We start from the raw sequence: 13572 nt of genomic DNA, 5'->3' as shown, positions 1-13572 counted from the left end.
GTATTCGGAACCTTTAGAATTAGTCCGGTTTGGTGTCGAATGATGGACCTCACCCCCGGGAATTCCACCAGTGCCTTGCGCATTGGTGTGCAGCCGATTGCGGTCACCGCCGTCGGGCTCTTTCTGGTCCTGTTCGGGATCGGCGCGATCGCGCTGTACCGGGTCACTACCGGCACATCGCCAGAGTCCGATCGGGTCATCGCCAGCCGGCAATTGCAGGCCCGCACCGCGCAGGTGTCCGAGCAGCTCGTCGAGAAAACCAAGGGGTTGGAAGCGACCCAGCAGGAATCCATCGACCAGCTCCAGATGGTGCAGGACCAATTGCAGGCCATGCGCCGGATGCTCGCCTCCCAGCAGGCCGATACGAAGAAGCTGTCCGAGCAGGTCACGGCACTGACCGAAGCGGTCGAGGGCTTAAGGCAATCCTTCGCCAGCGCCCAGGCGAATGAGCCGGCGGCCGAACCCGTCCGCAAACGATCGCGGTCGCACGCGGTTCGCAGCGGGCGCAAGCGCCGCGGCTGAGTCGGTCGAAATCACCGCCAAACCCCTGACCCGCGGGACATATCCACCGTCGCTGCCGAATCTCGATACGGTTTTTTCGTCGACTTTGTGAACTAGTTCACATTCGGGAACCCGATTCCGGGGCAAGGTGCCGCCTACCGGATGGCGTGAGCCGATTTCAATATCCGGGGCTGGCAAGGTCGTTGGCGGTATACTGCGTCAACGGCCTTGTTCTTTTAGAGGCCCCCGCTTCCGCCACGGGTGGCCCTTTTCACCGATCGCTTTGGCCGCCTCTCACGCTGGTGACTTGCCATCGGCGGGCTTTGCTTGCTGAATGCCGCCGCTTTTGAACCCGGTCTCGCCCACCCCTCGATCGGGTCGATGGTCTGCAAAACATTTTGAAATGAGGCCCCGCATGCGCGCTGAATCCCTGCCCTCGGATGTCATCGGACTGACAAAAACCGCCCCCTTCTCGCGCCGCGGCTTCATGACGGCTTCGGCCGCCGTTGCAGCCGGCTACACCCTCGCCGCCGGTCCCGTGCGGGCCGACGTGATCAAGACCGATACCGCCGGCCTCACTGCGGGCGAGGCCAAGATCAAGGTGGCCGATGGCGAGATGCCCGCCTATTTCGCGCGGCCAGCCGGCGTCAGCAATCCGCCGGTCATCCTGGTCGCGATGGAGATTTTCGGTCTGCACGAATACATCAAGGACGTGACGCGCCGGCTCGCCAAGCTAGGCGCGTTTGCGGTGGCGCCCGACTACTATTTCCGCAAGGGCGATCTCACCAAGATCACCGACATTCAGCAGCTCCTGCCGCTCGTGAACGCCAAGCCGGACGCCGAGCTCCTGTCCGACCTCGACGCCACCGTGGCCTGGGCGAAATCGCAAGGCGGCGACACCTCCCGCCTCGGCATTGTCGGCTTCTGCCGCGGCGGACGCACGGTCTGGGAATATGCCGCTCACAACCCCGCGCTGAAGGCGGGCGCCTCGTTCTATGGTCCGCCGGTCGATCCGCAGAACCCGGTTTGGCCGAAGAGCCCGATGCAGCTTGCACCCGAGATGAAGGCGCCGGTGATCGGCTTCTATGGCGAAGCCGACACCGGCATCCCGGTCTCGCAGGTCGAAGCCTTCAAGGGGGCGCTCGCCGCGGACAAGAAGACCGCGGAGTTCAAGATCTATCCGGGGGCACCGCACGGCTTCCATGCCGATTATCGTACGAGCTATCGCAAGGAAGCCGCCGAAGACGCGTGGGCGCAGATGCAGGCCTGGTTCAAGAAATACGGCGTGCTGAGCTGAGGCCGCCATCTGCAAAGCGGTGCGCCAAGAGGCGCAGCGCGTTGGCGGTGACGAGCACGGTGGCGCCGGTATCGGCGAGGATGGCCATCCACAAGGTGGTCACGCCGAACAGAGTGGTAGCAAGGAACACCGCCTTCAGGCCGAGCGCGATCGTGATGTTCTGCCAGATGTTGCCGAGCGTCGCTCGCGACAGGGCGATCAGCTCGGCAACACCGACAACACGGTTCTTGAGCAGGGCCGCGTCCGCGGTCTCCAGCGCCACGTCCGTTCCGCCGCCCATGGCAATGCCGACGGAAGCCGCAGCGAGTGCCGGCGCATCGTTGATGCCGTCGCCGACCATCGCAACCGGGCCGGCCTCCTTGAGCCGCCCGATCTCCGCGAGCTTGGCGTCGGGCAGAAGCCCGGCACGCGCCTCAAGCCCGAGATGACCGGCGATGGCATCGGCGGTGCGGGCATTGTCGCCAGTCAGCATGATCGTGCGGAGACCGCTATCGGTCAGCCGTTTGACGCCTTCATGCGCATCCTCTCGCGGCTCGTCGCGGAGCGCGATCAGCCCCTCGACCACCTTGCCGGACCGCAGGACGACCACCGTCTTGCCCTCGCCTTCGAGCGCGCTGATCCTTTCGACGACGCCAGGATCGACGCTCGCCTGCTCGCTCGCGAACCGGGGCGAACCGACCGAGGCGAAGCCGCTTCTCAGACGTGCCGTCACCGCTTTGCCAGGCGTCACGACACCGCCGCCGAAGGTGGCGGGAAGCTCCAGCCCGCGTCTCTCGGCTTCCTCGATGATGGCGCGCCCGAGAGGATGATTGGTGCTGCGTTCGATCGCCGCCGCCCTGGCCACAACTGTGTGCTCGTCCGCAACCGTCGCGACGACATCCGTCACCTGCGGACGACCACGCGTGAGTGTGCCCGTCTTGTCGAAGGCGATCGTTCTGACCTTGCCCAGCGTCTCGAGCGCGGCTCCGCCCTTGATCAACAATCCCTGCCGGGCACCGGAGGCGAGGCCGGACGCGATGGCGGCCGGGGTGGAGATCACCAATGCGCAGGGACAGGCGATCAGCAGCGTGGCAAGGCCACGGTAGATCCAGGTCATCCAGTCACCACCGAAGCCGAACGGCGGGATCAGGACGACAAGCAGCGCGACGAGCATGGCGGCGGGCGTATACCACCGGCTGAAACGGTCGATCATGCGCGCCGTCGGCGCCTTCGACTCCTGCGCTTCTTCGACCATGTGGATGATGCGGGCAATGGTGTTGTCGGTGGCGACACGCGCGATCTCGACACGCAGCTCGCCATTGGCATTGATGCTGCCGGCATACACGTTCGCGCCGATTTCCTTGAGAACGGGGACGGACTCGCCGGTCACCGGCGACTCATCGACCTCCGAGGAGCCGTCGATCACGGTGCCGTCCGAGGGCACGCGATCACCGGGACGAACCACCACGACATCGCCGACCGCGAGATCATCGACCGGAACCTCCTCGACATCGAGAGAAGCCGCGCGCTGACGTCTGGCATTGCGCGGCACGAGATCGATCAACGCTTCGATCCCGGCCCGCGCGCGGCGGGCGGCGACCGTCTCGAGCAATTCGCCCACCGCGAACAGGAAGACGACAACAGCCGCCTCCTCGGCTTCGCCGATGGCAACCGCGCCGAGCGCCGCTGTCGTCATGAGGGTCTCGATGGTAAAGGGCGAGCCGGACAAGGCGCCGGCAAGCGCACGCCGCGCAAAAGGCAGGACACTGACAACCGCCGCCGCCGAATAGAGCCAACGCTCCAGCTCCGGGAACAGGCTGGCAAGCACGAATGCCAAAGCAAACAGGACGCCAGTCCCGAGGACGAGCCTGCCCTTGGCTCCCCGCCACAGGGGTTGCCGTTCCTGCTTCCGCGGCGCCTTCCCTCCCAGTGACGACGGCATGCCGGCCGGCGTATAGCCCAGCGCCCTGACCTTATCCTCTATGAGACGCGGCGCAGTGCGGTCCTCGTCGAGCCGGAAGGCGAGCGTTCCGGTCGTAAAGCTGACCTCTATGTCGGTGACTCCAGGCAGCCGACGCATCGCGTTCTCGATCTTGAGCGCACACGCGGCACAATCCATGCCCTCGATACGCAGTCTGTAGGGATTGGCGGTCGGCACAACGTCACCTCGACGAGTTCTAGCCGAGACGATCGCGGTTGCGCGGCTTAGTCAATTGCCGTTCGACTTCCCAGAACATCAGGACAAAAGCGGCGCCCAGGCCGATGACGATGCCCAGGAAGACGAAGGTGAAGGCGGCGGTGGTGAGCGTGTTCAGCATTTCGAAATCGCTGCAATCGACGTTCCAGCCCCTATGCAGAAACGATGCAGCCTCGATGTGGAAAACACCGAGGCTGCAATCATCATCCCGATAAATTCGCTACAGCGCGCCAGGTTCAGTCACAGACATCAACCGACCTGATGCGCCAGCCATATGACGTCAAGACGCGCTGCTGGGCGACGTAGCAGCCGCCGTAGCCGGAATTGTCGTAATAGCCGTAGTAGGGATCGCCGTAGTCGTAAGAGTTATAAGGCCAGTCGCCATAGAGCCCGTAGCCGAGGCCAACACCAACCGCTGCGGCGGCGAACGGAAATCCACGACGATACCCCCAGCCAGAACGATATCCGAAGCCCGGCCGGTAGAAGCCGCCACGAAATCCGGCCGCACGGAAGCCGCCGGCGCCGATCGCGGCCGAACGGAAGCCGCTTCCGCCGAAGGCGGCGCCGCGGAAGCCTCCACCACCAAAACTGCCGCCGCGGAAACCACCGCCGCCAAAACCGCCACCACGAAAGCCACCGCCGCCAAAGCCACCTCCGTGAAAGCCACCACCGCCGCCAAACCCACCGCGCGCGGACGCCGTATCTATCGTCAAAATTCCAAGCGAGGCTACCGCCAGCAAGGCAACCATCGTTTTACGCAACATCACTGCACCTCCATCACGGCCTGCCAATACCGGCGCGGCCTGCGCCAGCCATCGCAAGCGCCCGCCACAATCTAGAGCGAGTTCCGGGAGTGCGGTTGAACAATGCGCTCACTTCTGCGCGACCGAAAGGCCGGGCAGAAGTGATCTAGCAGCCTTTGCAGATGCCCTTGATCTTGCGATCGAGCGGCGCGTCCTCAGCATCGATCGCTGAATCTTCCCCGGTCCTCTGCCGGCCGGCTGCAGAGCCGGTCGTGGTCCCCGGACCGGAGGAGGATTGTGCAGTGCCAGCCCTGTTGGTCCCTGGCGGCGGGTTCGCAGTGGTATTGGTGTTGCCGGGGTGGATGGCTTGGTTGCTCTGGCCGCCGACCGAACCGGACGGCGAGCCACCGGTGCCGGTGGTCCCTGTGGCGCTGCCGGTGCCTCCGGAAGCTCCACCCGCAGCGCTTCCCGCGCTTGCGCCACCGGCGCCACCACCACCTGCTCCGCCCCCACCGCCCCCGCCCCCGCCGCCTCCTCCGCCTTGGGCAAGCGACATCGCGGGCGCCCCGAGAACCGCGAGAGCGGTGATGAAGATCGCAAGCGATTTCCTGGTCATGAGCGTCTCCCTTATCCTGTCGTGCTAACGATGGGACAAGCCGGCCGTTCCTTACCGGAACCAAACGCTCCGGGAGCCATTGGGCCGGACGCAGTGCAAGGTGCGAGGATGCGCAAACTGATCGCTTTCGACGAGGATACGTTCGACAAGCTCAAGCAGCTCGGGCGCGACAGGATGGCGACATTTCAGGAATTGGCCGATGAAGCGTTCGCAGACCTGCTCAAGAAGCACGGCATTCCGATCGATCTGCGCGACGCGTTACGTAAAAGCGCCGCGAAGCCGAAGACAGATACCGCCAAGTCGGCAGCGCCGAAGTCAAGGAAAGGACGTTCCGAAGCGCGACGCCGCTCGGATCGTTAACCGATCTTGCGGAGGCCCTTTTTGAAGCGCGGCCCGTTCAGCTGATAGAACTTCACCGCGCTTCCCATCTTCGCAACCTGCGCAGGGTCCAGCGCCCGGATCACCCGCGCGGGCGAACCGATGATCAGCGAGTGCGGCGGAAATTCCTTGCCCTCGGTGATCACAGAGCCCGCGCCGACGATGCTCTCGCGGCCGATGCGTGCGCCGTTCATCACGATCGATCCCATGCCGACCAGGGCGCCCTCTTCCAGAGTGCAGCCGTGCAGGATCACATTGTGGCCGACGGTGACGTTCTTGCCGATCACGAGCGGAAAGCCGAGGTCGGTGTGGCAGGTGGAATTGTCCTGGACGTTGGCGCCTTCGCCGACTTCGATCCACTCATTGTCGCCGCGCAGCACCGCGCCGAACCACACGCTGGCCCCGCTGAGCAGGCGCACCTTGCCGATTACGGTTGCGGTGTCCGCGATGAAATAGTTGCCGTCGGCCGGCAGATCGGGCCCCTGCCCGTCCAGTTCATAGATCGCCATGGATGTCTCCTCTTTCGAGGCGACATTGGCACAGCGGTCAAAGGCTTTTCAAGCGAGCGACCAAGGCGTTTTCGAGCGAAGTGGATACCGGTTCGCGTGAAGAAAACGCGTCAAAACAAAAATCTAGAGCTTCGGTTCTGATTCCATCAGAGCCGAAGCTCTAGGGAACAACGGTAAAGCAGCGCTCAGACGAGAACGCCGGCGGCGCGCAATGTCATCAGGAAGAAGGTGCCGGACATCAGGCTCCAGAAGCCGGCGATGATGGTCGCCATCATCACGAATTCGAAGCGGCGACTTTCGATCTTGGCGCCACGCAGCGTGTTGCGCATGATGATGAAGGGCGCGGCGAACACCAGGAACGGCACCGCGGCGAAAGTCCTTGGCGCCGCGCCTTCCTGCAACAGGCCGAAGCCGGCCGGCCGCTGCGCCATCGCCTGATAGCCGCTGGTAAGTGCGCCGGCGAGCGCGAAGCCGAGGCAAAGGGCGAAGAACGAGTTCAGCGCATCGGGCGACATGGCAAACTTCCGCTACTCAACAGACCGCGCGCTTCCTTTGGCAAAATTGCCGCTCCGCCGCCACATCATCCTTAAGAAAGGGTTAACATGGAAGCTACATTGCTACCTTTACGCATGGCTCACCGCTTGCCGGATTCCCTGAAATCATACGGAAATTGGCCGCCGCGTGGCATATTCGCCGGATGATTCGGCATCACGCGAACCCATCCATTCTCGTTCGATGACATTGCTCTCGACGGCCCAGCACCTTGCGCGCGACACGCGCAGGAATCCGCGCGCGCACATCCTGCCGATCCTGATCGCAGCGGCCCTCGCCTGCGGCGCGATCGCGCTGGTCACCTACCTGTTGTGGCCGACCTGGACCACCGTACCCTTGAGCGATCCGTCGAGGCTGCCGGTCAGTGTCGGCGGCACGCTGTTCAACGTGCCGACGGCGGCGGTGCGCATGAAGATCCAGCGCCACTCGGGCGCGCAGGAGCGCGTCGATCTCAGCTTTGCCTATCCCTCGCTCGAACCGCCGGCGCGCAAGCATGTCACCGCCGAGACGGTGGAGGACAAGGTGCAGCCGATCGACAGGATCTTTCTTTCGATCGCGGCACATCACGATTCACTTGCGCCCGACACCCGCCTGCGCACAATCTATCCGCGCTATCTCGATCAAGCGGCAAGCACGGACGACGACCTGACGATGCGCGCGTTCCGCGACGGTTCGCCCTATGGCGGCGAGGATTTATTCACGTCGACCTCGCCCACCTTCAGCGCCCGCTGCACGCGGGACGCGCCGACGCCCGGCATGTGCCTGAGCGAACGCCGCGTCGACGGCGCCGACTTCACTTATCGCTTTCCGCGAAGCTGGCTCTCACAATGGCGCGACGTCGCCGCCGCCATGGACCGCCTGACGACGCAACTGCGCGGCCCGAGAGGGTAATGGTGATTTCGTAGAATCTTGTAGGGTGGGCAAAGCGAAGCGTGCCCACCTTTCTTGCGTGGCCCGTGGATGGTGGGCACGCTGCGCTTTGCCCGCCCTACGGACTACAGGCCGGCGCAGGCCTACTCAGCCAGATCCTCTTCGAGGATCGCCATCTGGAATTGGAACGAGCGATCGTCGTCTTCATCGTCGACGAAGAGGACGCCGACGAACTCCTCGCCGATATAGACTTCGGCGGAGTCGTCTTTCTTGGGCCGCGGCACGACGCGGATCTTCGGATTACCGAAGACGCGTTTGAGATATGCGTCAAGTTTCCTGACTTCCTGAACGTCCACGGGCGGTCTCCAATCGGATCGATGATTTGGGACGGAGTTTTAGGACGGGACGGCGGCAATCGCCAGAGCCTTTTCGGCTCTGGCACAATCTAATATTTGCAATCGAAACGATCGCGAAACACGAGTGAAATCAAAGCCCGATCGCGTTGAGCATCTGGTCCATGGTGCGCGACGGCTCGGCGCAGCCGGCCTCCCCCACGATCTTCGCCGGTACGCCCGCGACCGTGACGTTGTGCGGTACCGGCTTGACGACGACAGAGCCCGCGGCGATGCGCGCGCAATGACCAACCTCGATATTGCCGAGGATCTTGGCGCCGGCGCCGATCATCACGCCATGGCGAATCTTCGGATGGCGATCCTCGTTCTCCTTGCCGGTGCCGCCGAGGGTGACGCCATGCAGGATCGAAACGTCATCGTCGATCACGGCGGTCTCGCCGCAGACAAAACCGGTAGCGTGGTCGAGGAAGATACCGCGGCCAATCTTGGCGGCTGGATTGATGTCGGTCTGGAAGACTTCCGACGAGCGGCTCTGCAGATAAGAAGCAAAATCCTTGCGGCCCTTCAGATGGAGCCAGTGTGCGAGCCGATGCGTCTGCAGCGCATGGAAGCCCTTGAAGTAGAGCAAGGGGTCGATGAAGCGCGAGGTCGCGGGATCGCGGTCGTAGACGGCGACGAGATCGGCGCGGAAGGCGTTGCCGATATCGGGCTCATCACGCAACGCCTCGTCATAGGTCTGGCGGATCAGATCGCCCGACAGCGCCGAATGGTCGAGCCGCTCGGCCAGCCGATGCACGATCGAATCTTCCAGGCGCTCGTGATGCAGCACCGCGGAATAGATGAAGGTGGCAAGCTCCGGCTCGCGGCGAACGATCTCCTCGGCCTCGCTCCTGATCCGGTCCCAGATCGGATCGAGCGCGGCGAGCTTGCCGCCTTGCGGATTGACCTGATGCACTGCCATGGCTGGCCTCGCGTGATCTTTGCAGAGCATGATCTTCTTGGAGAACCGGTCCCCACTTTTCCGGATCATGCCCCAGTTTCGGTGTGCGCTATAGCACGGTTGAGCGACGCTTGTCCCGGTGCGGTTCGGCAAAGGATAAGCCTCGCTTAACCGCTATGCGGAGACGTCACATCCAATTGGTCGGCATTTGCCGGAAATCAAGCAGGCTTAAGTTCGATTTCCGTAGAAGAACATTCTCCTGGCGTAGAAGATCATTCTCTTTGCGACAGGAAGTCGATCACGCCGGTCTTGTAGACCTTGTCGCCCACCGCCCGCATGTGATCGCGGTTCGGGATCGCAAGCACTTGCGACCGCGGGATAACGCGGCCGAGCGCTTCGGCCGAGCCCGCGATCTCGTCATTGCTGCCGACCGCGATCAGGACGGGCACGTCGATGTCGGCGGCCTCCTGCCGTGTCATCAGCCGCCTCGAGCCGCGCAGGCAGGCGGCGAGCGCAGAGCGGTCGGAGCGGGTCTGATCGGCGAAGGCACGGAAGGTGCGACCGACCGGATCGGTGACATCCTCCAGCGAGGGCGCCTCCAGCGCGACAGCGACATTCTCCCCGGGACCGCCGCCCTCGATCAGGCCGATGCCGATGCCGCCGAGAATTGCCGAGCGCAACCGCTGCGGCTCGTTGTGCGCCAGCACCGCCGTCATCCGCGAGCCCAGCGAATAACCCATGATATCCGCGCGCGGGATGCCGAGATGATCCATCAGCGCGATCACGTCGCTTGCCATGACGGCGATGTCGTACTCTGCGGGATCGTAGAGCTTGGCGGACTCGCCGTGGCCGCGATTGTCGAGCGCGATCACGCGGCGGCCATCCTTGCGCAGTTCCGAGACCCAGCCGGGATAGACCCAGTTCACGTTCTTGCTCGAGGCAAAGCCGTGCACGAGGAAAATCGGATCGCCCTCGCCTTCGTCAAGATAGGCGATCTCAACAGCGCCGTGATGAAAACTCGGCATCGCGTCTTCCGTTGTTTGAGGGATTTTCTTGGATTGACGACCGGCGAACGATCGCAGAGCTTAGCGGCAGCCGGTAGCGCCCGCCACCGCAGCCTCGGATGGCGCTTGTGCCATCGCGAGTTGTTTCCGCAAGCGCCGCGCCTTGCTGCGGCGCAGCCATGCCAGCGTCAGGCGTTCGGTGGTTGCCTTGATTGAGGACAGGAAGCCGAACAGCGTCAGCAGCGCGCCGAACAGCCACATAGTGAGGTTGAAGGCGCCGGCAGCAAGCAGCAGCGCGCCGCGGCCGAACAGTTTCAGGATCGCGCGAGTCTGGCTGCCCTTCGCTTCCGCCAGCCGCGCGGCGCGCGCGACATCCTTCGGTCCCTCCGCGATCTTGAGCGTCTCCAGCGCGCCGCGGGTGCCGGCTTTTTCGCCGATGCGCCCGACATCCTTGGCAAGGCGAACCAGAGCCCCGGCCTTTTCCATGCGGAACGCCGCCTTGATCGCGGTCATGGTCTGGCCCGGACGGAGCGCGGAAGCCGAGGCCACCGCCTCCTGCAGCATCGGCGCATCCACGACCTGGCGCGCGGAGCGGCCGGCCCAGGCCGAGAGCCCCTCGCTGATCCGGCCGACCTTGCGCGCATCCTTCACCAGCGACAGCCCGGCGCGCGCCGGCGCGACACCGCCGACGGAAACATAGGTCGCAGCCGTCACTGCAAGGCCGGCGGCGGCGAGGCCAAGAATGAGATGATCGGTCTCCTCGCCCATTGCCAGATGCTTGCCTTCGCGCACGACATCCCTGACATCGCCGAAAACAAAAAGATCACCCGCGACCGTGCCGGACAGGCTGGCGAGATCGTCCGCGGTGCCGGTGACGAGGCCCGTGGCAAAGCGCTTGGCGACATGCGAGGTCGAGCTCGCTTCCGCAACCGCATCGTTCACGCGCGTGGTCAGTCCATCGCTGATTGCGACATTCTTCTCACGCGCGAGTTCGAGAAAGCTGTTGGCGAGATCGGCGTCATCAGCAGCCAGCGCCTGTTCGATATTCTGCTCGATTAGGCGCTCGTCATTCCGTAAAGCAGAACTGATCTGCAGGTCGGCCAATTGCGCCGGCTCGTCCTGTGCGGCCAGCATGGCATACGCGTCGCTGGCATACGGCCACAGCGCGACGCCGGCGGCGATGCTCACCAGCATCCCTGCCACCCCTATACTGACCCGCGCTCGCTTCATTCGATAAAACCCAGGGTTTTGCTCAACTTGGAAATAGTGTGCCGTTTTTAAGACACAACAGCCCCGACGAAAGAAGGGCTTCTCTCCGACGACAAGATTGTGTCGAATTTGCATGAGCAAATGGATGGTCGGGGCTCTAGGAATCAACTCCACCCGCCAGTATGGTGCCGGGCATTTCGCAGTGCCGCATCGCGTTAATTGCGTCCGTCCGTTATTGCCATCCCAAGGTGAAGATATGTCCGACCACGTCGTCCCGCACTTCCATAACGATGCCGGAGTCTCGGTGATCGAGATCGGCTCGCAGGAGTTCATGTGCGTGGGCGCGAACCCGCCGTTCGACCATCCGCATGTGTTCCTCGATCTCGGCAATGACAACGAGATCATCTGCCCCTACTGCTCGACGCTGTATCGCTTCGCGCCCGATCTCGCGGCCGGCGAAGCGCGCCCGCCCGAATGCGTGCTGAAGGACAAAGTCGCCTGACTGCTCATGGCTGATTGATCCGTGGCGATCACGCGCACCGTTGTCGTCGCTGGTGCCGGGATCGGAGGACTGACAGCTTCGCTGGCCCTCGCGGCGAAGGGCTTTCGTGTCGTCATCCTGGAAAAGGCGCCGCGGCTGGAGGAAGTCGGCGCGGGCCTGCAGCTTTCACCCAATGCCAGCAGCGTCCTGGTCGGTCTCGGCCTCGAACCGCGGCTTGCGCCGCGCGCGGTGACGCCGGAAGCGATCAGCGTCGTCAGTGCGCGCGCGGGCGGCGAGATCGCCCGCCTGCCGCTCGGCGAGGCCGCGAGCACGCGCGCCGGCTCACCCTATTGGGTGGTGCATCGCGCCGATTTGCAAGGAGCGCTGCAGGCAGAGGTTGAGGATCATCCCGACATCGAACTCCGCCTGGGCTGGCAGTTCGAGGATGTCGCCGACCACGCCAGAGGACTGACGGTGGCCGCGCGCTGCGGCGACGCGCGGCAGCATGAGCCGGCGGCGGCGCTGATCGGCGCCGACGGCATCTGGTCGTCCGTGCGCAGCCGCCTGTTCCCGGAACTGCATCCACGGTTTTCTGGGCTGATCGCCTGGCGCGGCACGCTCGATGCGAAGGCGCTGCCGCGCGAATCCGCCTCGCCGCGGGTGCAGCTCTGGATGGGACCGAACGCGCATCTGGTCGCCTATCCGATCGCCGCAGCACGACGGATCAATGTGGTCGCGATCGTGCCGGGAACCTGGAACCGGCCGGGCTGGAGCGAGGCCGGCGATGCGGGCGAGATCAAGAACGCGTTCTCCGCCGATTGGCCCGACAGCGCGCGGACGCTGATCGGCGCGGTCGAGGAATGGCGGCGCTGGGCGCTGTTCACGATGCCCGAGGTCAGCGAATGGAGCGCGGGCGCGGTCGCCCTGCTCGGCGACGCCGTGCACGGGATGCTGCCCTTTGCTGCGCAAGGCGCGGGCATGGCGATCGAGGATGCCGCCGTGCTTGCCAATTGCCTCTCTGGCTGCACCGGCGAGGACATCTCCGGCATTCCCGCTGCGCTGAAGCGCTACACCAGGCTGCGCCGCGGGCGCGTCGATCGGGTGCGGCGCACAGCTCAGCGACAGGGACGCATCTATCACCTCACCGGGCCGATGGCGCTGACGCGCGATCTCGTCATCCGGGCGATGGGTCCGCAGCGAATGCTGGCGCGGCAGGACTGGATCTATGATTGGCGGGAGTGAAGGCGCGATTCAGCGCGAACGCGCGCCTCGGGCGGGCGCCGGTGGCACGATCGGCGCCGGCGCCGCCACGATCGTCTCATGGCATCTGTTGCGTCGCCAGTTTTCCTCGGCGAGCTTCTGCTGCGCGCGCACCGCGACGTAATCGTTGCGGTAGGCCACCTCCGCCACCACGGCGCCGCCGACCCCGGTCTCCGCCTTCGACATCAGCCCCTGCAACTCCGCCGCGCGCGACGTCAGCGCCGCGCGCTCCGTCTCGAGTTGCTTGCAGTCGTAAAGATCGTATTTCGCGGGATCGACGAAGGCCGGGCTGAGCGTCTCGCCCATCTGGGCGCAGCCGCAAAGCAGGCCGCCAAGCGCAAGCAGCGCGGCGGTCACGGCCGTGCGCGGCGGCAGGTGGAGGAAGGTGCGGACGGACATGGCGCCTTGATAAACGGTTAAGTGTTGAGATTGGCTAAAGCAGCGGGAAATGTCCGGATTGAGGCTGGGCGGCCACCGCGCAGCGCGATACGCAAGACGTCGCGTCGTCGCGTTACGCGTTAAACTGTTGAAATAACATGTATTCGGCAACAATTATCCTGTTTCCACTTCGTCACCAAACGCGCTAGATATCCTTCTCCCGACGAACGCGGACGTGGCGGAATTGGTAGACGCAAGGGACTTAAAATCCCTTATATATCCCAATAAGCCATTGAAATCATTAC

General features: G+C 64.2%; 17 protein-coding genes. 6 read left to right on the top strand and 11 right to left on the bottom strand.

What is annotated here, in order from left to right; all coding sequences use genetic code 11:
• Positions 1–39 precede the first annotated feature (39 nt).
• Together AC5ZGW_RS30680 and AC5ZGW_RS30675 are read left to right on the top strand one after the other, a co-directional pair.
• Positions 40–522 carry a hypothetical protein gene (locus AC5ZGW_RS30680; protein ID WP_130229033.1) on the top strand — a complete coding sequence of 161 codons (483 nt, stop codon included), beginning with the start codon at positions 40–42 and terminating at the stop codon, positions 520–522.
• 466 nt (positions 523–988) lie between these two features.
• Positions 989–1798: a dienelactone hydrolase family protein gene (locus tag AC5ZGW_RS30675; RefSeq protein WP_463327949.1), complete on the top strand. Its 810-nt coding sequence runs from the start codon at positions 989–991 to the stop codon at positions 1796–1798.
• On the opposite strand, the gene AC5ZGW_RS30670 is transcribed toward AC5ZGW_RS30675, so the two are convergent.
• The 4 genes from AC5ZGW_RS30670 to AC5ZGW_RS30655 form a co-directional block, all read right to left on the bottom strand.
• Positions 1773–3935: a heavy metal translocating P-type ATPase gene (locus AC5ZGW_RS30670; protein ID WP_130229035.1), complete on the bottom strand. Its 2163-nt coding sequence runs from the start codon at positions 3933–3935 to the stop codon at positions 1773–1775. The genes AC5ZGW_RS30675 and AC5ZGW_RS30670 overlap by 26 nt on opposite strands.
• Before the next feature lie 19 nt (positions 3936–3954).
• Positions 3955–4095, bottom strand: coding sequence for a hypothetical protein (locus tag AC5ZGW_RS30665; protein ID WP_165435485.1), 141 nt, complete (start codon positions 4093–4095; stop codon positions 3955–3957).
• Positions 4096–4210: 115 nt separating this feature from the next.
• Entirely contained in the window at positions 4211–4738 is a 528-nt protein-coding gene (locus AC5ZGW_RS30660) for a hypothetical protein (protein WP_463327941.1), read from the bottom strand.
• A 145-nt stretch (positions 4739–4883) separates the two neighbouring features.
• On the bottom strand, positions 4884–5333 hold the full coding sequence (locus AC5ZGW_RS30655; RefSeq protein WP_463327942.1) for a hypothetical protein: 450 nt from the start codon (positions 5331–5333) through the stop codon (positions 4884–4886).
• A 108-nt stretch (positions 5334–5441) separates the two neighbouring features.
• On the opposite strand from AC5ZGW_RS30655, the gene AC5ZGW_RS30650 reads away from it, so the two are divergent.
• Complete coding sequence (locus AC5ZGW_RS30650) at positions 5442–5693, top strand: hypothetical protein (protein ID WP_130231492.1); 252 nt, start codon at positions 5442–5444, stop codon at positions 5691–5693.
• Here the strand turns inward: AC5ZGW_RS30650 and AC5ZGW_RS30645 are convergent.
• Both AC5ZGW_RS30645 and AC5ZGW_RS30640 read right to left on the bottom strand, forming a co-directional pair.
• Entirely contained in the window at positions 5690–6220 is a 531-nt protein-coding gene (locus AC5ZGW_RS30645) for a gamma carbonic anhydrase family protein (RefSeq protein WP_463327943.1), read from the bottom strand. The genes AC5ZGW_RS30650 and AC5ZGW_RS30645 overlap by 4 nt on opposite strands.
• Positions 6221–6405: 185 nt before the next feature.
• Positions 6406–6735, bottom strand: coding sequence for a DUF6949 family protein (locus AC5ZGW_RS30640; protein WP_028163204.1), 330 nt, complete (start codon positions 6733–6735; stop codon positions 6406–6408).
• Positions 6736–6955: 220 nt separating this feature from the next.
• On the opposite strand from AC5ZGW_RS30640, the gene AC5ZGW_RS30635 reads away from it, so the two are divergent.
• Positions 6956–7663, top strand: a complete 708-nt coding sequence (locus AC5ZGW_RS30635) for a hypothetical protein (protein ID WP_165435636.1) — start codon at positions 6956–6958, stop codon at positions 7661–7663.
• Between the two features lie 122 nt (positions 7664–7785).
• Here AC5ZGW_RS30635 and AC5ZGW_RS30630 read toward each other — a convergent pair whose 3' ends face one another.
• The 4 genes from AC5ZGW_RS30630 to AC5ZGW_RS30615 form a co-directional block, all read right to left on the bottom strand.
• A complete protein-coding gene (locus AC5ZGW_RS30630) occupies positions 7786–7998 on the bottom strand; it encodes a DUF3126 family protein (RefSeq protein WP_027583509.1) in 213 nt (70 codons plus the stop codon).
• 130 nt (positions 7999–8128) lie between these two features.
• A complete protein-coding gene (gene cysE, locus AC5ZGW_RS30625; protein ID WP_028166277.1) occupies positions 8129–8956 on the bottom strand; it encodes a serine O-acetyltransferase in 828 nt (275 codons plus the stop codon).
• A 251-nt stretch (positions 8957–9207) separates the two neighbouring features.
• The gene (locus AC5ZGW_RS30620) at positions 9208–9960 is read right to left on the bottom strand and encodes an alpha/beta fold hydrolase (RefSeq protein WP_130231490.1); all 753 of its coding nucleotides are present in this window, start codon (positions 9958–9960) and stop codon (positions 9208–9210) included.
• A gap of 60 nt (positions 9961–10020) precedes the next feature.
• The gene (locus AC5ZGW_RS30615; protein ID WP_496114011.1) at positions 10021–11169 is read right to left on the bottom strand and encodes a hypothetical protein; all 1149 of its coding nucleotides are present in this window, start codon (positions 11167–11169) and stop codon (positions 10021–10023) included.
• 235 nt (positions 11170–11404) lie between these two features.
• Between AC5ZGW_RS30615 and AC5ZGW_RS30610 the strand changes: the two genes are divergently transcribed.
• Positions 11405–11650 carry a zinc-finger domain-containing protein gene (locus AC5ZGW_RS30610; protein WP_021077734.1) on the top strand — a complete coding sequence of 82 codons (246 nt, stop codon included), beginning with the start codon at positions 11405–11407 and terminating at the stop codon, positions 11648–11650.
• A 21-nt stretch (positions 11651–11671) separates the two neighbouring features.
• The gene (locus AC5ZGW_RS30605) at positions 11672–12871 is read left to right on the top strand and encodes an FAD-dependent monooxygenase (RefSeq protein WP_130231745.1); all 1200 of its coding nucleotides are present in this window, start codon (positions 11672–11674) and stop codon (positions 12869–12871) included.
• Between the two features lie 9 nt (positions 12872–12880).
• On the opposite strand, the gene AC5ZGW_RS30600 is transcribed toward AC5ZGW_RS30605, so the two are convergent.
• Positions 12881–13288: a twin-arginine translocation pathway signal gene (locus AC5ZGW_RS30600; protein ID WP_130231743.1), complete on the bottom strand. Its 408-nt coding sequence runs from the start codon at positions 13286–13288 to the stop codon at positions 12881–12883.
• Positions 13289–13572: the final 284 nt, after the last annotated feature.

The organism is Bradyrhizobium sp. Crot121 (genome assembly GCF_059512385.1).
Note: the sequence above shows the minus strand (reverse complement) of the source record. Positions and strands in the feature narration are given on the sequence as shown.